The organism is Bacillus cereus group sp. RP37 (assembly GCF_040459695.1).
In the GTDB taxonomy this organism is placed as follows: Bacteria; Bacillota; Bacilli; order Bacillales; family Bacillaceae_G; genus Bacillus_A.
This window is the reverse complement of record NZ_JARVHP010000001.1, coordinates 2,891,997-2,910,191: the sequence shown is the minus strand read 5'-3', so window position 1 is coordinate 2,910,191 and position 18,195 is coordinate 2,891,997. Positions and strand designations below refer to the sequence as shown.

Sequence of the window (18,195 nt, the reverse complement as noted above, 5' to 3'; positions counted from 1 at the left end):
TGGAGAGGAAAATGCATATGATGTTTTATGAAATTGTTTGCTTTTCTTGTAAAAATATATTTCGTGTTTACGAAGGTAGTGAAAAATATAAGCGATTTAAAGAGAAACCGAAAGGGACATATTGTTGTGATGAATGTATCCATAAAATTCAATTAGAAGCGATAAAACATTTTTTTAGATAGCTATTTTTTAGAAAAGTTTGACAATAAAAGTTTTATAAATTATCATATAAAAAAATAATATTTAAAATGGCATGGAAGAGAAGAGTAGTTAAGAAAGGATACGTACAGAGAGCTCTGGTAGCTGAGAAAGAGCAGTATACATCTTAATGAAAAAAGACTTGGAGCTGCGCAAGGAACTAATTTGTTTAGGGATGGTGCGACGGATTCTCCCGTTATAGAGATAGGGTATAAGCATATTTTGCCGTACCTGAAGAGGTTAATATGGCGACGTATTAACAAACTGAGGTGGTACCGCGAAGCTAACAACTCTCGTCCTCAAGATGAATAATCTTGGGGGTGGGAGTTTTTTTATTGCATAAATTTGAAAATATGAAAACAAATAATAATTGAGGTGAATAACATATGCATTGGGCGTATGAAGTAGCACATGAATTAATTAGAAAACATCCAAATAAAGAAACTTTTGTTTGTGCATCTGGAATCAGTCCATCTGGTTCTGTTCATATCGGGAACTTTCGCGAAATAATAACGACTTATTTTGTTGTAAGAGCACTTCAAGATTTAGGGAAAAGGACTCGTTTTATATTCTCATGGGATGATTATGACAGGTTTAGAAAAGTTCCTAAAAATATTGATCCATCTTTTGCAAAATATATTGGTATGCCATACTGTGATATTCCAGATCCGTATGGATGTCATAATTCGTATGCAGAGCATTTTGAAAAAGAGTTTGAGAAATCGCTTCAAGTATTTGGGGTTGATGTGGAATTCATATATCAACATGCTGAATATAGAAGCGGAAGGTATAACAAAAACATATTAGAGGCTTTATATAAAAGAAAAGAAATATATGATATATTAATAAGATTTAAAACTGGAGAGTGTAGTGAAGAAGAGCGAGAGAGCTTTTATCCGGTTACGTTATATTGTGAGAAATGCGGGAAAGATGCAACAACGATTACACATTTTGATAAAGTATTAAAAACAGTTCAGTATGAATGTGTATGTGGAAATCAAAATGAATTATCAGTATTAAATACAAATAAAATGAAACTGAATTGGAAAATCGATTGGCCGATGAGGTGGATGATAGAGGATGTTATTTTTGAGCCGGGCGGAAGAGATCATTCATCGGAATCGGGTAGTTATAATGTATCGAAGGAAATTGCAAGGGAAATATTTAATCGTGAAGCTCCTCATTACGTTGCTTATGATTTCATTGGAATTAAAGGGAATCATGAAAAAATGTCTAGTTCTTCAGGGAATAGTATTACACCTAGTGAGTTGTTGAAAGTGTATTTACCAGAAGTGATTCTATTTATGTTCGCTAAATATAGACCGAACGCAGCTTTTCATATCGGTCTTGATGAAGATGTGATTCGCAATTATACAGAATATGAACGATTGAAAGATAGTTATGAGAATAAAACGCTCAAAAACGAAGATTTATTTGATGCAATTAAACTCTCTAAAGTTGATAGTGGGTTTAAAGAGTATCCAAAGTTTAATCAGGTTGCTGGAACGTTACCGCTATTAAATTTTGATTCATCTATTTTACAAGGTATATTAGAAAAAACAGATAGGAGTTATGCAATAGATGCTATGATAGCGATATGTAACCGTGCAGAGTATTGGATAAGAAACTTTCAATCTGAAAAATTAATTGCGGTAAATCAAGAGAGAAATACAGAGTTTTACAACACATTAGATGAGAGGCAGAAAGAATGGCTAGTAGAAGTTTGTAAAATACTTCGTTCTAATAAAGATTACTCTAACTTAATGGAACAATTGTATTCGATTTGCCATCATGAAAATAAAAAAATAATGAAAGAAAATCAAAAACAATTATTTATTATAATTTATAGGCTCATTATGAATCAGACTAGCGGCCCACGTATACCGTTATTAATACATGTAGTAGGCGTTGAAAAATTCATCACATTATTAGATTTCTAAAAAATAAAGGAAACGCAAGTACTCAGTGGTCTAAGTACTTGCGTTGCAAACTTTACTATCGTGAATACATTTTCGGACATTCATCACCACGTGGTTCATAAAAGCAATGGCTTTTAAATTGCCCTGCAAATGGCTGGTTATACCATTCAGGCGGACAAGCTCCAGTTGGACGGAAATACCAAAGAGCCCATCGTGCAGGCCATCTCCACTCACCTTGTAAAACTTTTCTTGCAATTTCTTTTTCTGAATCACGAGCTCGCTGATAAAAATATCCGTATTGCACGGCTTCGAATCCGCCGGGGCTTTGATATACTGCATCACGTACAGACCGAAGTTGTTTAAAATCTAAGCAATCACAAAATACACGATTTACTACTACGCAACCGACAAGTTGTTCACCTTGTCGACCTTCTCCTTCAGCTTCAGCGCGAATTAAACGAGCTAGTAAATCAACATCACTTTCGTTATACGGAATAAGGGGCATAGTGATACCACCTTTCTTTACCTGTTATAGTAAAGAGTGTATGTATGAAAATAAGCTAAGTGCTTTTCTATATGTAAATTCAATAATTATTAAAAGGAGCTTTTATGAAAAAAGCTAATTAGTAATTGTAGACCAATATAAAAGGAGAGAGATACTATGTATCGAATTCATAAAGAACATAGCATTTACGCAATGTCACCAGAAAATAAACCATGTATGGAAGTGGAAATTGGGAGTCGCCTTGTATTTGAAACATACGATTGCTTTGAAAATCAAATTGATTCTGAAGATGTTGTGTTTCAAGAATTAGATTGGAACCGGATTAATCCAGCGACTGGCCCAGTATATATTAATGGTGCAGAACCTGGTGATATATTAGTTGTAACAATTGAAAAGATAAAAATTGCAGAGCAAGGTGTTTTAACTACAGGGGCAAATCTAGGCGTAATGGGTGAAGAGCTACATGAAAATACAGTGAAGATCGTCCCAATACATAATGAACATGTTTTGTTTTCAAATGAACTACAAATCCCGATTAATCCAATGATCGGTGTAATTGGTACTGCGCCGAAAGAAGAGAGCATTTCATGTGGCACACCTCATGATCACGGCGGGAATATGGATTGTAAAGAAATAAGAGAAGGGACAACATTATTATTACCTGTAAATGTTCCTGGTGCTTTATTAGCATTAGGTGATTTACACGCAGCGATGGGTGATGGTGAAATTGGTGTTAGTGGAGTAGAGGTTGCTGGTGAGGTGACAGTAACAGTTCAGATTATAAAAGGAAAGAAATGGCCATTACCAATGGCTATCCAAAAAGAAAAAGTAATGACGATTGCTTCAGAGAAATTATTAGATGATGCAGCGAATCGTGCTGTACGTAATATGGTGACATTTTTACATGAAGAATTAGAAATGTCTAAGGCTGAAGCAACTCTTTTATTGTCAGCTGCAGGCAATTTAAAAGTATGCCAAGTTGTGGATCCACTGAAGACTGCTCGGGTGGAACTAGGTATGAATTATGTGGAGAAACTGGGATTTACTTTGAGTGAATTTCATTTTAAATAAGAATAATGGAAGAAGGGTGCTGTTGTATAAAAGTATCCTTTTTTAATTTACGAATTAAATAAAAAAAGGTAGTATTTAATTTATATAATTGTATATAAGATTGTGGAGTGAAAAAGGAGTTAACAAATGGTTAAAATTATGATTGTAGAAGACGATATGAAAATTGCAGAACTATTATCAACACATGTTGCGAAATACGGGTATGAAGGGATTATCGTATCGGATTTTCAAAATGTATTAAACATTTTTTTAGAAGAACAACCAGAGTTAGTTTTATTAGATATTAATTTACCGAGTTTTGATGGGTACTATTGGTGCCGTCAAATTCGCGGAGTTTCTACATGTCCGATATTATTTATCTCGGCCCGTGAAGGTACGATGGATCAAGTTATGGCGCTAGAAAACGGTGGCGATGATTTTATTTCAAAGCCCTTCCATTACGAAGTTGTAATGGCTAAAATTCGTAGTTATTTAAGACGTGCTTACGGGGATTATGCACCGAAAGTAGAAGAACGGATGGTTGAGCAACAAGGACTTTGTTTATATCCCGAAAGGCTTGTATTAAAGCTTAAGAATCAAGAGATTGATATAACGAGAAACGAAGCCATTTTATTAGAAATGTTAATGAAAAATTATCCGCGTGTTGTGAGTAGAGAAGTGTTATTAAATAAATTATGGGATAGCGAATCTTATGTTGATGATAATACATTAAGTGTAAATACAACACGTGTGCGAAAAAAGTTAAAAACGATGCAGATTGAGGATGCGATTGAAACGATTCGTAGTGTTGGATATAGATTGCATATTACTTGGGATACTGGTATGGAAAAATGATAAGGCTGTTTATACGTGATCATATACCACTTATTTGTTTTACAGCGATCCAACTACTAGCCATATTCCTCGTATATTGGTTTGATGGACATAATCACATTTCAACTGCATTATATGCAATGTTTTTAGGTGTTTTCTTTATGGGAAGTTATTTAGTATTTCGTTATTTTACACATCGTTCTTTTTATGAGCGCTTAGCAAACCCAATGCAATCTTTAGATGAATCTGTTCAAAAATCTGATTTTGCAGCTGTATCGATTGCTCTTCAAGAACTACTTGAGGTGCAATATAGACATTATCAAAATCAGCTGCAAATACAAGAGAGAAAAAATAATGACCATTTAACCTTTATGAATCAGTGGATCCATCAAATGAAAACACCTTTATCTGTAATAGAATTAATTACACAGGATGAAGTAGATTCGCGTTTTGAAAGTATAAATGAGGAAACAGATCGATTAAAAAAGGGATTAGAAATGGCTCTGTATGTCGCACGTTTAGAAGCATTTACACAAGATTTTTATGTAGAAAGAGTACAACTACATAAAATAGTGAATGATTCCGTACATGAACATAAACGCCTCTTTATCCGGAACTTTGTATATCCAGAGCTTAAAATTGAGAAGGATATTACTGTAGAGAGTGATGCGAAATGGTTACAATTTTTAATTGGACAAATACTATCGAATGCAATTAAATATTCATCAGGTAATAGAGAGAAGATCAAAGTGAAAGCTTGTAAGGAAGATAATACAGTTATACTTGAAATTGCCGATAATGGTGTAGGGATACCGAAGCAAGATTTACCAAGAGTGTTTAAACCTTTCTTTACAGGAGAAAACGGTAGAGCTTTTAAAGAATCAACTGGTATGGGGCTCTATCTTGTATATGAAATTACGAAACAATTAGGACATAATGTAGAAATTCATTCAGAAGTTGGTAAAGGTACCGTTGTACGAATTAAATTTTGTAATGTGTAACAAGTGAACAAGGCTAAAGAACTTTGGAGATAAGTTTTTTAGCCTTGTTTTGTACCACTTAAAAATAAAAAATTATTTACCTAACAGAAGTAAAAGCGAATTGTTTATTATTCGTTTATGGTAGGGGGGATTGTAATGGATATTCGTAAAATGACATATTTCATAACAGTGGCAGAAGAATTAAACTTTAGTCGTGCAGCAGAGCGTCTTATGATGGCACAACCACCTTTAAGCCAAGAAATTCGTAAATTAGAAGATGAATTAGGGGTTCAACTTTTTCATCGTACAAAAAGAATAGTTGAGCTTACCGATGCTGGGAAAATATTTTTAGAAGGTGCGCGACAAACGCTGCTGCAAGTAGATAGAACTATTAAAGAAACACAGCTTGCGGATGAAGGAAAGGTAGGACATTTAATCATCGGTTTTGTCGATTCTACAGAAACCGTTATAGACATATTAAAAACATTTCGAGAACGGTTTCCTAAAATTCAGCTTATATTACGCGAGATGACAACAGACCAGCAAATAAAAGCACTCTATGAAAAACAAATTCATATTGGATTTATTCGTTCTAAGCAGAATAATGAAATATTGTCTTCCGAAGTTTGTTCTAAGGAACGTTTAAAATTAGTGTTACATCAAGATCACACTTTCGTTTCGTTACCTAATATTTCTATTAAAGAACTAGTGGATGAACCATTTATTTTATTTCCTCGTCATTTTGGTACTAACTTTTATGATTTAATTATTAGTTACTTTTGGGAACATGGAGTAAGTTTAAATATTGTTCAAGAAGCGATTCAAATGCAAACGATTGTGAATTTAGTTGCTGCAGGAATGGGGATTTCTGTCGTTCCATCATCGGTAGAAAGTTATAAAAAATCGGGAGTCATTTATAAAGAGATTAAAGAAAAAACACCAATAATAAATTTATATGCCGGATGGAGACAAGATGAAAAGTCTGTCGTGTTAGAGAACTTCTTAGCAGTTGTTAGAGAGGTTTATATGACTTCACAATTTGAATTTGAAAAGTAAAGGCCCATCTTGATGGGATGGGCAGTAGGTAATTTGGAAAGGTATTATTTTTATTGTAAAGTCACTGACGATTTAACCTGTTTTACTTGGATCGTACTCAATGAAACTTTTTAGCACGCTATCAATTTGATCCATACTTTCTGGTGATAATTTTACACTAGAAGCAATTACATTTTCTCTTATTTGCTCCGGATTGGAAGCGCCAATAATAGCAGAGGAAACAGCTGGATTTTGTAGTACCCATGCAACTGCGAGTTGAGGTAGGGTGAGATTATTTTCTTGTGCAATAGGATTAAGTTTCTGGATACCAGTAAGTACATCATCATTCATCCAGCGTTGTACAAGTTTATTGAAAAATGGTTTTCCAGCATCTGAATTAGCACGGGATTGAGTTGGGATTGGTTTACCAGGTTGATATTTTCCAGTTAGAATACCTTGTGCGAGGGGAGACCAAACAATTTGACCAAGTCCTTCACGTTGACATGTTGGTATTACATCAGTTTCGATTACTCGCCACAACATCGAATATTGAGGTTGGCTAGCAATAAGAGGGATGTTCAATTCTCGTGCAAGTGCTGCACCGCGGGTGATTTGTTCCGATGTCCATTCACTTACACCTAAATAAAGGACTTTCCCTTGTCTTACAAGATCTGAGAAACCTAACATCGTTTCCTCAAGGGGAGTTGTTGTATCGAATCTATGTGCATAATAGACATCAATGTAGTCTGTATGTAGCCGTTGTAACGATGCATTACAATTTTCTATAATATGTTTTCGTGATAAACCTCGATCATTTTTTCCTGGTCCGGTCGGATGGCATACTTTTGTACAAAGTTCTATACTTTCTCGGCGAACACCTTTCAAAGAGCGGCCAAGTACTTCCTCGGCTATCGTGTCAGAATAAACATCAGCAGTATCGAACGTTGTAATTCCGACATCTAGTGCGGCTTTTACACAATCATTTGCAGTATCTTCATTTACTTTTCCGCCATGGTTTATCCAGTTTCCGTATGCAATCTTACTTACTGTTAATCCACTGTTTCCTAGTTTGCTAAATTCCATTGTAGAATCCCTCCTAAAAAATGATAACTTTATTATAAGAACTGAAATGTAGTATGTATAATATATAATTAATCATAAATTTATATAAAAATTATATAAGAGAGGGTGCTTAGAATTTTTTCTGCTAGGGAAATCTAAAGGAAGTAGTACAACAAATGTAGTTTATGCTTGTTCAATATGAAGTTAAGAAATGATAAATAGACCTAAAAGAAAGCGATCTTTTTAGCAGCACAAATAATTGCATTTACTCATACAGTACTATCATGGTACAATATGGTTACTAATGACGGAAAGGAATGATGGGTGGACGATGATTAACTAATCTTATTTTTAAATGTTGAAATGAAATAAATTTCAATTTCTAAAAAATAGGATTAGTCTGCCCAATTTCCAAACAACGGTATCGCTATTTATGTTGCGCAATAGCTTATTTGGGTATAAATATTTTAACGACTAATCCTGCCAAATTTATTTGGGAGGATTTTTTTATTCTCCCTTAATGAAAGGGATCGGTATTATGAAAGAACTATTAAAATTAAATGATGTTTATGTTGAAATAAAGGAAAATATGTTGTTAGAGAAAATGAATGTGACAGTAAAACAAGGGGATGTTATCGGATTAATTGGTAAAAACGGTGCTGGTAAATCAACGTTACTTCAATTAATAAATGGAAAGATTGAACCGACAAAAGGTACTGTTGAATGGATGCAAATGAATATGACAACAGCATATGTTGAACAAGAAAAAGAGTCTTTTGTTAGTAAGGATATGATTGCAAAAGAAGCAGAACTTCTTGCGAAATGGGGCGTGCCAACGAACGACTTTCATACTTTAAGTGGTGGCGAAAAGCTAAAAGTACGATTAGCAAAAGGATTTGCTGAAAATCCTAATGTCTTAATATTAGACGAACCGACAAATCATTTAGATGAGATGAGTACGGAATTTCTCATTAAGCAAATTAAAAATATGAAAGGTACAGTTATCGTCGTATCGCATGATCGATATTTTTTAGATGTTGTCGCGACTAGAATATGGTCAATTGAGGATAAGAAATTAATTGACCATAGCGGTAATTATACAAGTTATATGAAAGCACGTGAGCATAAAAGAATGACGCAGCAGCGTGAATATGAAAAACAACAAAAAAAGATAGAACAAGTAGAAACTCATATAAAAGAATTAAGTTCATGGTCACAAAAAGCACATGCGCAGTCTACAAAACAAGAAGGAGTGAAAGAATTTTATCGTGTAAAGGCGAAGCGAATGGATGCACAAGTTAAATCGAAACGAAAACGCCTCGAAAAAGAGCTGGAGAAAACGAAAGTAGAACGTGTGAAAGAGGAGTATTCAGTTGAATTTTCTATACAAGCGAGTAAAAAAGTAGGAAAACGTTTCTTAGAAGTGAAACAATTGCGGAAAGAATTTAATAGACGAATATTATTTGAAAACGTTAATTTTACAATTCAGCATGGTGAGAAGGTCGCGATTATTGGACCAAATGGTAGCGGGAAAACAACTCTACTGAAGATGATTATGGGAACAGAAACTGTTGAAGGAGAAGTATGGATTTCACCTTCAGCAAACATCGGTTATTTAACACAAGAAGTATTTGATTTACCACTTGATAAAACACCAGAAGATTTATTTTATAAAGAGACATTTGAAGAAAGAGGAAAAGTTCAAAATTTAATGAAACATTTAGGATTTGAATCTTCCCAATGGACAGAGCCGGTTCGACATATGAGTATGGGGGAACGAGTAAAATGTAAGCTCATGGCTTATATTTTAGATGAAAAAGATGTACTTATTTTAGATGAACCGACGAATCACCTTGATCTACCTTCGCGTGAACAACTTGAAAATACATTAGCTGAGTATAACGGAACACTCGTTATCGTTTCTCACGATCGATATTTTCTGGAGAAAACAACTAACACAAAACTCGTATTTTTAAACAATACGGTACAAAAGCAGCTCGAAGAATCTACGAAAACAAGAGATGAAATTGAAGAGATACGTTTAACGTTAGAAACAGAAAGACAAGAAGTATTAGGGAAATTAAGCTTTTTAACTTCTAAAGACAAAGAATATAAAGAACTAGATGAACGGTTTATGGAACTTACGAAGCAGATCAAGGCGCTTTAACGTAAATAAGGGGGATTAAAATGGGAGAAGAGAGTTTGACTAAGTTATTTAGAATAGATTATGGAGACATATACTTGCAAGAGTTTACGGTCAAAGATGCAGAGAGTATTTATAAAATAGCAAATCAACCAGAAATAGAAAAATTTTTACCCGACTGGAAATCAACGAAAGAACAAAGGGTTAATTGGGTTACAAATGATGAAATACCAGCAAACAAAGCATTTCTTGACGCAGTGACAACTACGACTAACATAGATGATCATATATTAAAACTAGGAATATTTAAGAAATCGACTAATGAATTTGTTGGATGGTGCTGCACAGGTATGAAAGATGAGCTTCCTGCACCGAACAGAGAAATCATGTATGCTATCTCAAATGAACATCAAAATCATGGCTATGCTACAAAAGCGACTAAAGGCTTAATTGACTATTTGTTTAAAGAAACAAATTTAAATGTCCTCAACGCAATCGCTTTAATTAACAATGTACCATCAAATAAAGTCATTAAAAAATGCGGGTTTACTTATTTGAGTGAACAGAAGATAGAAAATCAACTATATAATCATTATTTATTGAGTAAATCTGAATGGAAAGAAAATATTTCTCTGTAAAAGGAATTAAAACGAAATCATTAAAAAGCTTAGAGCTAAAACTCTAAGCTTTTTTACATTCATTTTATACCTGTTAACATATGAAGGGTACAATTGTAAGGAATTCTTGATAGAATTGCTTTTCAACAAAATAGGGAGATCAAGCTGTACATGTGATAACCAGTTTAAAAAATCATTTATGAAAAGGGAATTGGAATATTTTGTCGAATTCGTGTATCAATGATAATACAAATTTCTTACTCAAATCATACTACAAACGAATTACTTTAAGCTCAATTAGAAGAATGGAAGGGGAAAAATGGGGTGATATAAAGAAGAATTTGGTCTTAGTCAACAAAAAATGCAGCTAAGTCTATTAAAGAGCTGCATATAAAACTTACGGTTGATTGCTATTAAATTAAATCTTTAAGCCAGGAATTAGTTTAAATGAGGGAGGGGAACACATATTATTATTTGGTTTCGTCACTTACCACAAATAGGTATGGATTATTCAGAATGGACGCCGTTTATACAGAATAATTGGTACCAAAAACATTATATGAAGTTTGTATATTTATTTCAGATTATCATTTTTATGATACCTTATTTTTTTGAAACAAGTTTCACTCATATTAATATATTCTATCTTATCATAATAGGTATCCTAGTCTTCATCATTCACGAATGTCTACACATTTTAGTAATAAGTAAAAAAGGAGATATTAGCTTAACATTTAGTGGGATATTCTTTTGGCTAAATACAAATGCAACCTTATCCAAAATTAGATTTTGGGTCTTTATGAGCTTTCCTGTTATTGCATTATCGGTAGTTCCTGCCATGATGTCTTTCTTTGCATCAGGAAATATTAAATCAATTTTATTATTTATATGTTGGATAAACACATTCATTTCCGCCTCAGATATTTACAATTCATTTTTGATTGCAATGAAACCGAAGAACTCATTTTTTTGCAGAGGGTATTATCAAGTGAAATAGTATTTAATGGGTAACTCAAATATGCTTCAAATAATGCAATAGTTAAAAATATAATATTTGAAAATAAAAAGACCGATAAAAAATCGGTCTTTTGTTATTAATAAAATAAATATTAGAAAATAGAATTGTAATTTAAACCAATATGCAAATATTATAAGATAGATATGCTTTGTTTATAGATTGAGAATAGGTTTATTATCAGTTTTTTTAGAAATCTTACAAACGTGTAAGATAAATGAAAGATGAATCAATATGAGCTATAAGACAATTCATTTACACTTTATTGTGAGCAGTGGAAATGAAGGGAGAATATACATGGAAATTTTACATGCAAAAAGTATTAGTAAAGTATATAAAGGGAAAGTACCTTATAAAGCATTAGTAGATATTGATTTATCAATTCAAGAAGGTGAATTCGTAGGAATTATGGGTCCATCAGGTAGCGGGAAAACAACGTTATTAAATATGGTATCTACTATTGATTCTCCATCATCGGGAGAAATTTTAATTAATGGCACAAATCCTTTTCAATTATCATCAGAAGAATTAGCGTTATTCCGCAGAAAACAATTAGGATTTGTTTTTCAATCATTTAATCTTCTTAGCACACTTACTGTAAAAGAAAACATTTTATTACCGATGACTTTAGATGGTGTTTCTGTGCAAGAAATGAACAAACGAGTGGAAGAGATTGCTGAGAAATTAAATATTACAGATATATTAAGTAAAAGGACGTTTGAAATATCTGGAGGGCAAGCTCAGCGAACAGCAATCGCTCGTGCGATTGTTCATAAGCCGCAATTATTACTTGCGGATGAGCCAACAGGGAACTTGGATTCTAAATCTTCAAATGATGTAATGGAGATGCTCGATACGCTTAATAAAGAAGAAAAAGCAACGATGATGTTAGTGACACATGATCCGTATGCAGCGAGCTTTTGCAGCAGAGTAATTTTTATTAAAGATGGTCAACTATATAATGAAATTTATTGTGGCGAAAGCAGGCAAGCGTTTTATCAAAAAATTATGGATGTCCTTTCTTTGTTAGGAGGGAAAAGGCATGACTTTTCGTCAGTTCGCATTTAATAATATTTTTCGTAATAAGCGTACATATGCAGCTCATTTTTTGAGTAGTGCATTTTCTATTATGATTTTCTTCACGTATGCTCTTTTATTATTTCACCCTGATTTACAAGGGGAATTAAAATCGACAAGTGCAACAATAAGTGCATACGGTACATTGGGATTTTCAGTTTCGCAAGGCTTGATTTTTGTATTTTCATTTTTCTTCATTCTATATTCAGTGAGTTCATTTTTAAAAACGCGTAAGAAAGAATTTGGCATATTAATGATGCAAGGTATGTCAATGAGACAACTTAAGAAGTTATTGTTAATTGAAAATATGTTAATTGGACTTGGTTCAATTTGTATAGGGATTTTCATTGGACTCATATTTTCTAAACTAGTCTTATTGATAAGCGCAAGTGTATTAATGATTAATAATGGTTTACCTTTTTATATACCAGTGCAGGCTGTATTTTTAACAGTTATCACATTCCTTTTCTTGTTTTTAATCGTTTCACTTTTTACATTTAAAATGGTAAAAGTAACAGAACTTGTGGAACTTATTCAAGCGGAGGAAAAGCCAAAACCTGAACCGAAATCTTCAATTTTATTATCACTATTTTCTTTAATTAGTATAGGATATGGATATTTTTCAGTATTTCGTTTCATCCCAAGTTCCAATTTTATTACACTTGGAATAGGTGTGATCCTAGTAATTATAGGAACGTACTTTTTATATACACAGTGTAGCGTTTATATATTGCATCTTGCGAAAAAGAGTGAATCTTTCTTTTTAAAGAGAACAAATATATTAACATTTTCTGAATTAATTTACCGTATGAAAGATAATGCAACGATGTTTTTTATAGTATCTATTGTTTCAGCAGTTGCATTTACAGCGATTGGTACAACAGCTGCAATTGGAAATAGGGATTTGGTAAGGATGACAAATCCGTATACCTTTTTGTATGGAAGTTTTGAAAACGACAAAGTATTAAATAAAAATCTTTCTATTATAAAAAAACACCTTTCTGATGCTAATATTCCGTATCGAATGGCTTCATCTTCATATATATACACAGAAAGTAACGTGAATATAATGAAATTAAGTGAATATAACGATCTTGCAAAAGCACTTGGGTATCAACAAGAAACGATTGAAAAAGAAGATGAAATTATATTAATTCCTGGAGTTGTATCACAAAAACAAGAATTTAAAAATGGCGAGTATAAAAAGAATATAGAAGTCATTCAAGGTGACTGGACAAAGACATTTCATGTGAAAAAAGCTGTAGAAAATTTAGTTTTACCACATGATTCTAGAACTATTTATATCGCTGTTCAAGATCAGGTATATGATGGAATACCTCTTATTAGTGACCCAGTTAATCAAGACAGTCCATTTCGTACTTACGGATTTGTTGTAGACGATTGGATGAAAACGAAAGAGATTTCAAACCAATTAAATAATATATTCGATAAAGATCCAAGAGACACACATTTCGAATTTAGAGCTTTAACAATCGAGTTGCTAAGTGCAAAACAAACGAATGGGTTATTACTTATGGCAAGTGTTTTAGTCGGAATCGTCTTCTTTACATTTGCCGCTAGTTTTATATATTTCAGATTATATACAGATTTGGATCGTGATCAACAGCAATATAAAATGATTTCGAAAATGGGATTAAGTAAACGGGAATTAAAAAAGGTTGTAACGAGACAGTTAGTATTAATGTTCTTCTTACCAATTATTGTTGCAGTAATTCATACTATAGTCGCTTATATGGCATTACAACAATTAGTAGACTTTTCTATTTTAAATAGTTCTATCGTTATTTTAATTTCATTTATATGTATACAGGTATTATATTTCTTTATAACCCGTTGGCGTTACCTGCAAAAGCTGTATAAGGTTATGGAGCAATAGAGTATATTAGCTTGTAAGATTACACAAAAATATGTGAAAAAATGAACTGTATGATGAAAGGAAACGCGATGAAAAGAACTTTAACTATTTTTATGTTAACGATACTATTTTTAATAAGTTTTAGTGCATGTTCTAAAAAGGAGAATTCATTTCCTGCAAACGGTTTAATAATCATTGGGGATGAAAATAAAGCTTCACCAATTATTAGTCGTTATCAAGAAATTACGAAAGAAAATGAAGTGTTTTCTGTGAAAAAAAGTAAATATGGGAATGGACAGGTATTAATTTTAAATGAATCCACAGCACAAGCGATGATTAAAGCAAATGTTTTTCGTAAACGAGATAATGGATCCAATTTAAAACTAATAGATAAGTTACCGAAATTCCCGAAAGAGGGCTCGCTGTTGTTTACACATGAAGATGAAAAGAGTATGAAAAGTATTGAATTAGAAGGAAAAGAGATTCCTGTTTCATACGATAGTGACGCTTGGATAGGTAACACTCGTAAATATCCAACGCAATGGTATGTAATGGTATCAAAAAATAGTGTGTATAAAGAAATAAAGGCAAATGAAACGAAAATGCACCTTCTTCATTTGAAACAATCACTAGGTGACGAAAAGCCTAAAATGTCGACAGATAATACCTTGGTTAATGAAAATGTCAAAGTAAAAAAGCTAATTAAAGGTTTGGAAGAAGAACTATCTTTTCAGTTTGTAACGATTGAAGAAAAACCTTAAAAAAGAGTTCGAGGCTGATAGAAACTTTATCAACCTCGAACTCTTTTTAGTGTATAGGCCATTCATATAACATATATTACATTACTTCATTTAATCGAGTCTCATGCGTTTCTTCAATCGCATTTGAATGTTGAACTGAATTATTTTGAGCTTCTTTTTCTTTACGGACTTTTTGTAGCATTTCAAGGATGATCCATAAAGGAACACCTTTATCCTTTAACGTCTTCCATAAATCTAATTCGTTAAATTTATGCTCAGGTTGTTTCATTTCTTTTTCAGATGAACGAATATCAAATTTGATAGGATCATTTAATTTTTTAACTTCAAGTTTAGTAGAAGGGATAGTATTACGCTCAAGATTAGATGGAGTTATTTTAGTAGGTTGAGATAATGTATGAATATTTAATTCGATTTGCATGACTTTTCCTCCTTCTTAAGTAATGAAATTAGTTTTCTTATGATTTTTAAATCCATTTAACATGAAGAAACTAAATCTAATTATAAATTCAAATAATCGGATTTACAAGTTATATTGTAAAAAGTAAATGTTCACTTGAATTAATATTTATCAACATTTGTGTATGTTTTCTATATATACAATGTATATAAAATACTTTACATTATGTTTAAGTTATAAACTAAATATGTATATCTTATTTACAGAAAAATGTAAACGTTTTATTAGGGGGAGGAAGCATGGGGAAATTATTTTTAAAAATATGTTTATTCGCAATAGGGACTGTGCTTTTATTCGCAGCAAAAACAACTCACGCTGAAAAGAGACAACAAAATAATTATCCTATCATATTAGTGAATGGATTTGCTGGGTGGGGTAGAGAGGAAATGTTAGGGGTTAAATATTGGGGTGGTGTTCATGATATACAAGAAGATTTAAAAAGAAATGGTTATACAGTACATACTGCTGCAGTTGGACCTGTTTCTAGTAACTGGGATCGTGCATGTGAATTATATGCGCAAATAAACGGTGGTACAGTAGACTATGGTGCCGCACATGCTGAGAAACATGGACATAATCGTTTTGGCAGAACTTATAGTGGTTTTGCACCAAATTGGAGTGAAACAAATAAAGTTCATTTAGTTGGGCATAGCATGGGTGGACAAACGATTAGAACATTAGTACAGCTATTAAAAGAAGGCAGTTTTGAAGAAAAAAATTATGTAAACAATCATCCGAACACGAATATATCACCACTATTTGAAGGCGAGAAATCATATGTTCATAGTGTTACAACATTAGCAACTCCTCACAATGGGACAACACTTGCGGATGGTAGTCTTCTACTGCCGTTCGTCAAAGATTTACTCATTACAGCTGCAAGTTTTGGAGGAAACAATAATTTATCGTTATATGATTTTAAATTGGATCAATGGGGTATAAAGAAGAATACTGGAGAGTCTTTTTTCCAATATACTGATCGCATCCTAAATAGTTCACTTTGGAAAAATACAAAGGATATAAGTCAATGGGATTTAAGTACAGATGGTGCAAAGGAGCTCAATAATTGGGTAAAGACGCAATCAGATGTGTACTACTTATCTTATAGTGGACATGCATCACAAGCGGCGCCTATAACAGGTTTACATTTGCCTCATATAACAATGAATAAAGTGTTAATGGGGAATGCATTTTTCTTAGGGTCCTATGCAAGATATGAAGAAAATCGTCCATTAATTGATACTTCTTGGTGGCAAAATGATGGTGTAGTAAATACAAATTCTATGATTGCACCATCATCTAATGCTACTGTAAATAGTAATGAGCCTTTACAGATTGGAAAATGGAATCATATCGAAACGAAAACAAATTGGGATCATCTCGATATGGTAGGACTTAGTGTTTCAGACACGTTAGGTTTTTCTAGTATTCAAGAGTTTTATAGAACAATTGCAGAAAAGCTATCACGTTTACCAAAATAGGTAATAATAAAGCGCTCTCGATGGAATTCGAGGGCGCTTTATATTATATTGAAAGAGGGATATGGTAGAAAAAATGGGGGGATATTATGAAAATTAAAGTTGTATTATCAGGATATGGAACAGTAGGAAGAGAGTTTATAAAATTATTAAATGAAAAATATTCATATATATATGAAGCATATGGAATAGAGTTAGTTGTAAGCGGCGTATTAGGTAGAAATATTGCAATACATAATGAGGAAGGTTTGTCTATTCATCATTTATTAAAGTATGGTGGCGGTAGCGCTGCAATTGAAGAATATATTGAACATTATCCGGAGGAACGAGCGACAGATAACATAAGTGGTACTGTACTAGTAGAATCAACCATTACAAATCTTAAAGATGGAAATCCAGGGAAACAATATATAAAACAAGCGATTGAGAAACAAATGGATATAGTAGCAATTTCAAAAGGCGCACTCGTTACAAACTGGAGAGAAATAAATGAAGCGGCAAAAATCGCAAATGTACGAATTCGATATAGTGGTGCAACTGCGGCCGCATTACCGACGCTTGATATTGGTCAATTTAGTTTAGCTGGTTGCCATATTGAAAAAATAGAAGGAATATTAAACGGGACTACAAATTATATTCTTTCGAAAATGAATGAGGAGGATATTACGTTTGAAGAAGCACTGAAAGAAGCACAAAGTAAAGGAATTGCTGAAACGAACGCAATATTAGATGTAAGTGGTTCTGATAGTGCGTGTAAATTGATACTTTTGACAAACAGTTTAATGGGAACAGAGAATACACTTGCCGATATACATATAAAAGGAATCGAACAGGTTACAAAACAACAAATTCGAAAAGCTAAAGAACATAATAAATATATTAAATTAATAGCTTCAGCATATAAGGATAAGGATGGTAAAGTGGCTCTTCATGTGGAACCACACGAAATAGATAAAGATCATCCGCTAGCAAATGTAAATGGGACAGAAAAAGGGATTACGTTCTTTACAGATACGATGGGACAAGTTACTACAATTGGTGGTGCTTCTAATCCACGCGGAGCCGCAGCAGCAGCTTTAAAAGATATAATTAACTTATATCGTAAAGATTTGTCACGTATTAACGGGTAGTAAAATTATCAATTGGTGAAGGGTAATAATCAATGGTCGGGACGAATCACCATTGATT

Annotated in this window: 17 protein-coding genes and 1 other annotated feature; of the genes, 14 read left to right on the top strand and 3 right to left on the bottom strand. The window is 32.9% G+C overall.

Annotation, left to right across the window (positions count from 1 at the left end):
* Positions 1–11 precede the first annotated feature (11 nt).
* Positions 12–182, top strand: a complete 171-nt coding sequence (locus QCI44_RS15575) for a DUF2197 domain-containing protein (RefSeq protein ID WP_016087744.1) — start codon at positions 12–14, stop codon at positions 180–182.
* Positions 183–245: 63 nt separating this feature from the next.
* Positions 246–502, top strand: a binding site (T-box leader).
* An 82-nt stretch (positions 503–584) separates the two neighbouring features.
* Positions 585–2,138 (top strand): lysine--tRNA ligase, encoded by a 1,554-nt coding sequence (lysS, locus tag QCI44_RS15570; protein WP_353811305.1) that lies wholly within the window; start codon positions 585–587, stop codon positions 2,136–2,138.
* A gap of 55 nt (positions 2,139–2,193) precedes the next feature.
* On the opposite strand, the gene QCI44_RS15565 is transcribed toward lysS, so the two are convergent.
* The gene (locus QCI44_RS15565; RefSeq protein ID WP_016134573.1) at positions 2,194–2,622 is read right to left on the bottom strand and encodes a cell wall hydrolase; all 429 of its coding nucleotides are present in this window, start codon (positions 2,620–2,622) and stop codon (positions 2,194–2,196) included.
* A gap of 156 nt (positions 2,623–2,778) precedes the next feature.
* On the opposite strand from QCI44_RS15565, the gene QCI44_RS15560 reads away from it, so the two are divergent.
* The 4 genes from QCI44_RS15560 to QCI44_RS15545 all read left to right on the top strand — a co-directional run bounded on the left by QCI44_RS15560 (position 2,779) and on the right by QCI44_RS15545 (position 6,542).
* A complete protein-coding gene (locus tag QCI44_RS15560; protein ID WP_016134574.1) occupies positions 2,779–3,693 on the top strand; it encodes an acetamidase/formamidase family protein in 915 nt (304 codons plus the stop codon).
* A 126-nt stretch (positions 3,694–3,819) separates the two neighbouring features.
* A complete protein-coding gene (locus QCI44_RS15555; RefSeq protein ID WP_016087740.1) occupies positions 3,820–4,527 on the top strand; it encodes a response regulator transcription factor in 708 nt (235 codons plus the stop codon).
* Entirely contained in the window at positions 4,524–5,507 is a 984-nt protein-coding gene (locus QCI44_RS15550) for a sensor histidine kinase (RefSeq protein ID WP_016087739.1), read from the top strand. Before QCI44_RS15555 ends, QCI44_RS15550 begins: the two co-directional genes overlap by 4 nt.
* A gap of 135 nt (positions 5,508–5,642) precedes the next feature.
* Entirely contained in the window at positions 5,643–6,542 is a 900-nt protein-coding gene (locus QCI44_RS15545; RefSeq protein ID WP_016134575.1) for a LysR family transcriptional regulator, read from the top strand.
* A 72-nt stretch (positions 6,543–6,614) separates the two neighbouring features.
* On the opposite strand, the gene QCI44_RS15540 is transcribed toward QCI44_RS15545, so the two are convergent.
* Positions 6,615–7,604 (bottom strand): aldo/keto reductase family protein, encoded by a 990-nt coding sequence (locus QCI44_RS15540; protein WP_353811304.1) that lies wholly within the window; start codon positions 7,602–7,604, stop codon positions 6,615–6,617.
* Positions 7,605–8,121: 517 nt separating this feature from the next.
* Between QCI44_RS15540 and abc-f the strand changes: the two genes are divergently transcribed.
* The 6 genes from abc-f to QCI44_RS15510 all read left to right on the top strand — a co-directional run bounded on the left by abc-f (position 8,122) and on the right by QCI44_RS15510 (position 15,072).
* A complete protein-coding gene (abc-f, locus tag QCI44_RS15535) occupies positions 8,122–9,750 on the top strand; it encodes a ribosomal protection-like ABC-F family protein (RefSeq protein ID WP_016087736.1) in 1,629 nt (542 codons plus the stop codon).
* Between the two features lie 20 nt (positions 9,751–9,770).
* Entirely contained in the window at positions 9,771–10,364 is a 594-nt protein-coding gene (locus tag QCI44_RS15530; protein ID WP_088083772.1) for a GNAT family N-acetyltransferase, read from the top strand.
* Between the two features lie 481 nt (positions 10,365–10,845).
* Positions 10,846–11,340, top strand: coding sequence for a DUF3267 domain-containing protein (locus tag QCI44_RS15525; protein ID WP_088083773.1), 495 nt, complete (start codon positions 10,846–10,848; stop codon positions 11,338–11,340).
* A 315-nt stretch (positions 11,341–11,655) separates the two neighbouring features.
* Entirely contained in the window at positions 11,656–12,426 is a 771-nt protein-coding gene (locus QCI44_RS15520; RefSeq protein ID WP_016087733.1) for an ABC transporter ATP-binding protein, read from the top strand.
* Entirely contained in the window at positions 12,401–14,332 is a 1,932-nt protein-coding gene (locus QCI44_RS15515) for an ABC transporter permease (RefSeq protein ID WP_088083774.1), read from the top strand. The genes QCI44_RS15520 and QCI44_RS15515 overlap by 26 nt, the downstream gene beginning before the upstream one ends.
* A gap of 53 nt (positions 14,333–14,385) precedes the next feature.
* Positions 14,386–15,072, top strand: coding sequence for a lipoprotein BA_5634 family protein (locus tag QCI44_RS15510; RefSeq protein ID WP_240523622.1), 687 nt, complete (start codon positions 14,386–14,388; stop codon positions 15,070–15,072).
* Between the two features lie 76 nt (positions 15,073–15,148).
* Here QCI44_RS15510 and QCI44_RS15505 read toward each other — a convergent pair whose 3' ends face one another.
* Positions 15,149–15,490, bottom strand: a complete 342-nt coding sequence (locus tag QCI44_RS15505) for a DUF3914 domain-containing protein (protein ID WP_016134581.1) — start codon at positions 15,488–15,490, stop codon at positions 15,149–15,151.
* A 278-nt stretch (positions 15,491–15,768) separates the two neighbouring features.
* Between QCI44_RS15505 and QCI44_RS15500 the strand changes: the two genes are divergently transcribed.
* A complete protein-coding gene (locus QCI44_RS15500; RefSeq protein WP_016134582.1) occupies positions 15,769–17,010 on the top strand; it encodes an esterase/lipase family protein in 1,242 nt (413 codons plus the stop codon).
* A gap of 86 nt (positions 17,011–17,096) precedes the next feature.
* Entirely contained in the window at positions 17,097–18,137 is a 1,041-nt protein-coding gene (locus tag QCI44_RS15495) for a homoserine dehydrogenase (protein ID WP_016134583.1), read from the top strand.
* Positions 18,138–18,195 lie beyond the last annotated feature (58 nt).

Excerpts from the sequence above, each read along its gene's own strand:
- QCI44_RS15515 (WP_088083774.1), top strand. The coding sequence starts at position 12,401 with ATGACTTTTCGTCAGTTCGCATTTAATAATATTTTTCGTAATAAGCGT.
- QCI44_RS15525 (WP_088083773.1), top strand. The coding sequence starts at position 10,846 with ATGGATTATTCAGAATGGACGCCGTTTATACAGAATAATTGGTACCAA.
- QCI44_RS15510 (WP_240523622.1), top strand. The coding sequence starts at position 14,386 with ATGAAAGGAAACGCGATGAAAAGAACTTTAACTATTTTTATGTTAACG.
- QCI44_RS15545 (WP_016134575.1), top strand. The coding sequence starts at position 5,643 with ATGGATATTCGTAAAATGACATATTTCATAACAGTGGCAGAAGAATTA.
- QCI44_RS15500 (WP_016134582.1), top strand. The coding sequence starts at position 15,769 with ATGGGGAAATTATTTTTAAAAATATGTTTATTCGCAATAGGGACTGTG.
- QCI44_RS15555 (WP_016087740.1), top strand. The coding sequence starts at position 3,820 with ATGGTTAAAATTATGATTGTAGAAGACGATATGAAAATTGCAGAACTA.
- QCI44_RS15540 (WP_353811304.1), bottom strand. The coding sequence starts at position 7,604 with ATGGAATTTAGCAAACTAGGAAACAGTGGATTAACAGTAAGTAAGATT.
- QCI44_RS15495 (WP_016134583.1), top strand. The coding sequence starts at position 17,097 with ATGAAAATTAAAGTTGTATTATCAGGATATGGAACAGTAGGAAGAGAG.
- QCI44_RS15530 (WP_088083772.1), top strand. The coding sequence starts at position 9,771 with ATGGGAGAAGAGAGTTTGACTAAGTTATTTAGAATAGATTATGGAGAC.
- abc-f (WP_016087736.1), top strand. The coding sequence starts at position 8,122 with ATGAAAGAACTATTAAAATTAAATGATGTTTATGTTGAAATAAAGGAA.
- QCI44_RS15565 (WP_016134573.1), bottom strand. The coding sequence starts at position 2,622 with ATGCCCCTTATTCCGTATAACGAAAGTGATGTTGATTTACTAGCTCGT.
- QCI44_RS15560 (WP_016134574.1), top strand. The coding sequence starts at position 2,779 with ATGTATCGAATTCATAAAGAACATAGCATTTACGCAATGTCACCAGAA.
- QCI44_RS15520 (WP_016087733.1), top strand. The coding sequence starts at position 11,656 with ATGGAAATTTTACATGCAAAAAGTATTAGTAAAGTATATAAAGGGAAA.
- QCI44_RS15575 (WP_016087744.1), top strand. The coding sequence starts at position 12 with ATGCATATGATGTTTTATGAAATTGTTTGCTTTTCTTGTAAAAATATA.
- QCI44_RS15550 (WP_016087739.1), top strand. The coding sequence starts at position 4,524 with ATGATAAGGCTGTTTATACGTGATCATATACCACTTATTTGTTTTACA.
- lysS (WP_353811305.1), top strand. The coding sequence starts at position 585 with ATGCATTGGGCGTATGAAGTAGCACATGAATTAATTAGAAAACATCCA.
- QCI44_RS15505 (WP_016134581.1), bottom strand. The coding sequence starts at position 15,490 with ATGCAAATCGAATTAAATATTCATACATTATCTCAACCTACTAAAATA.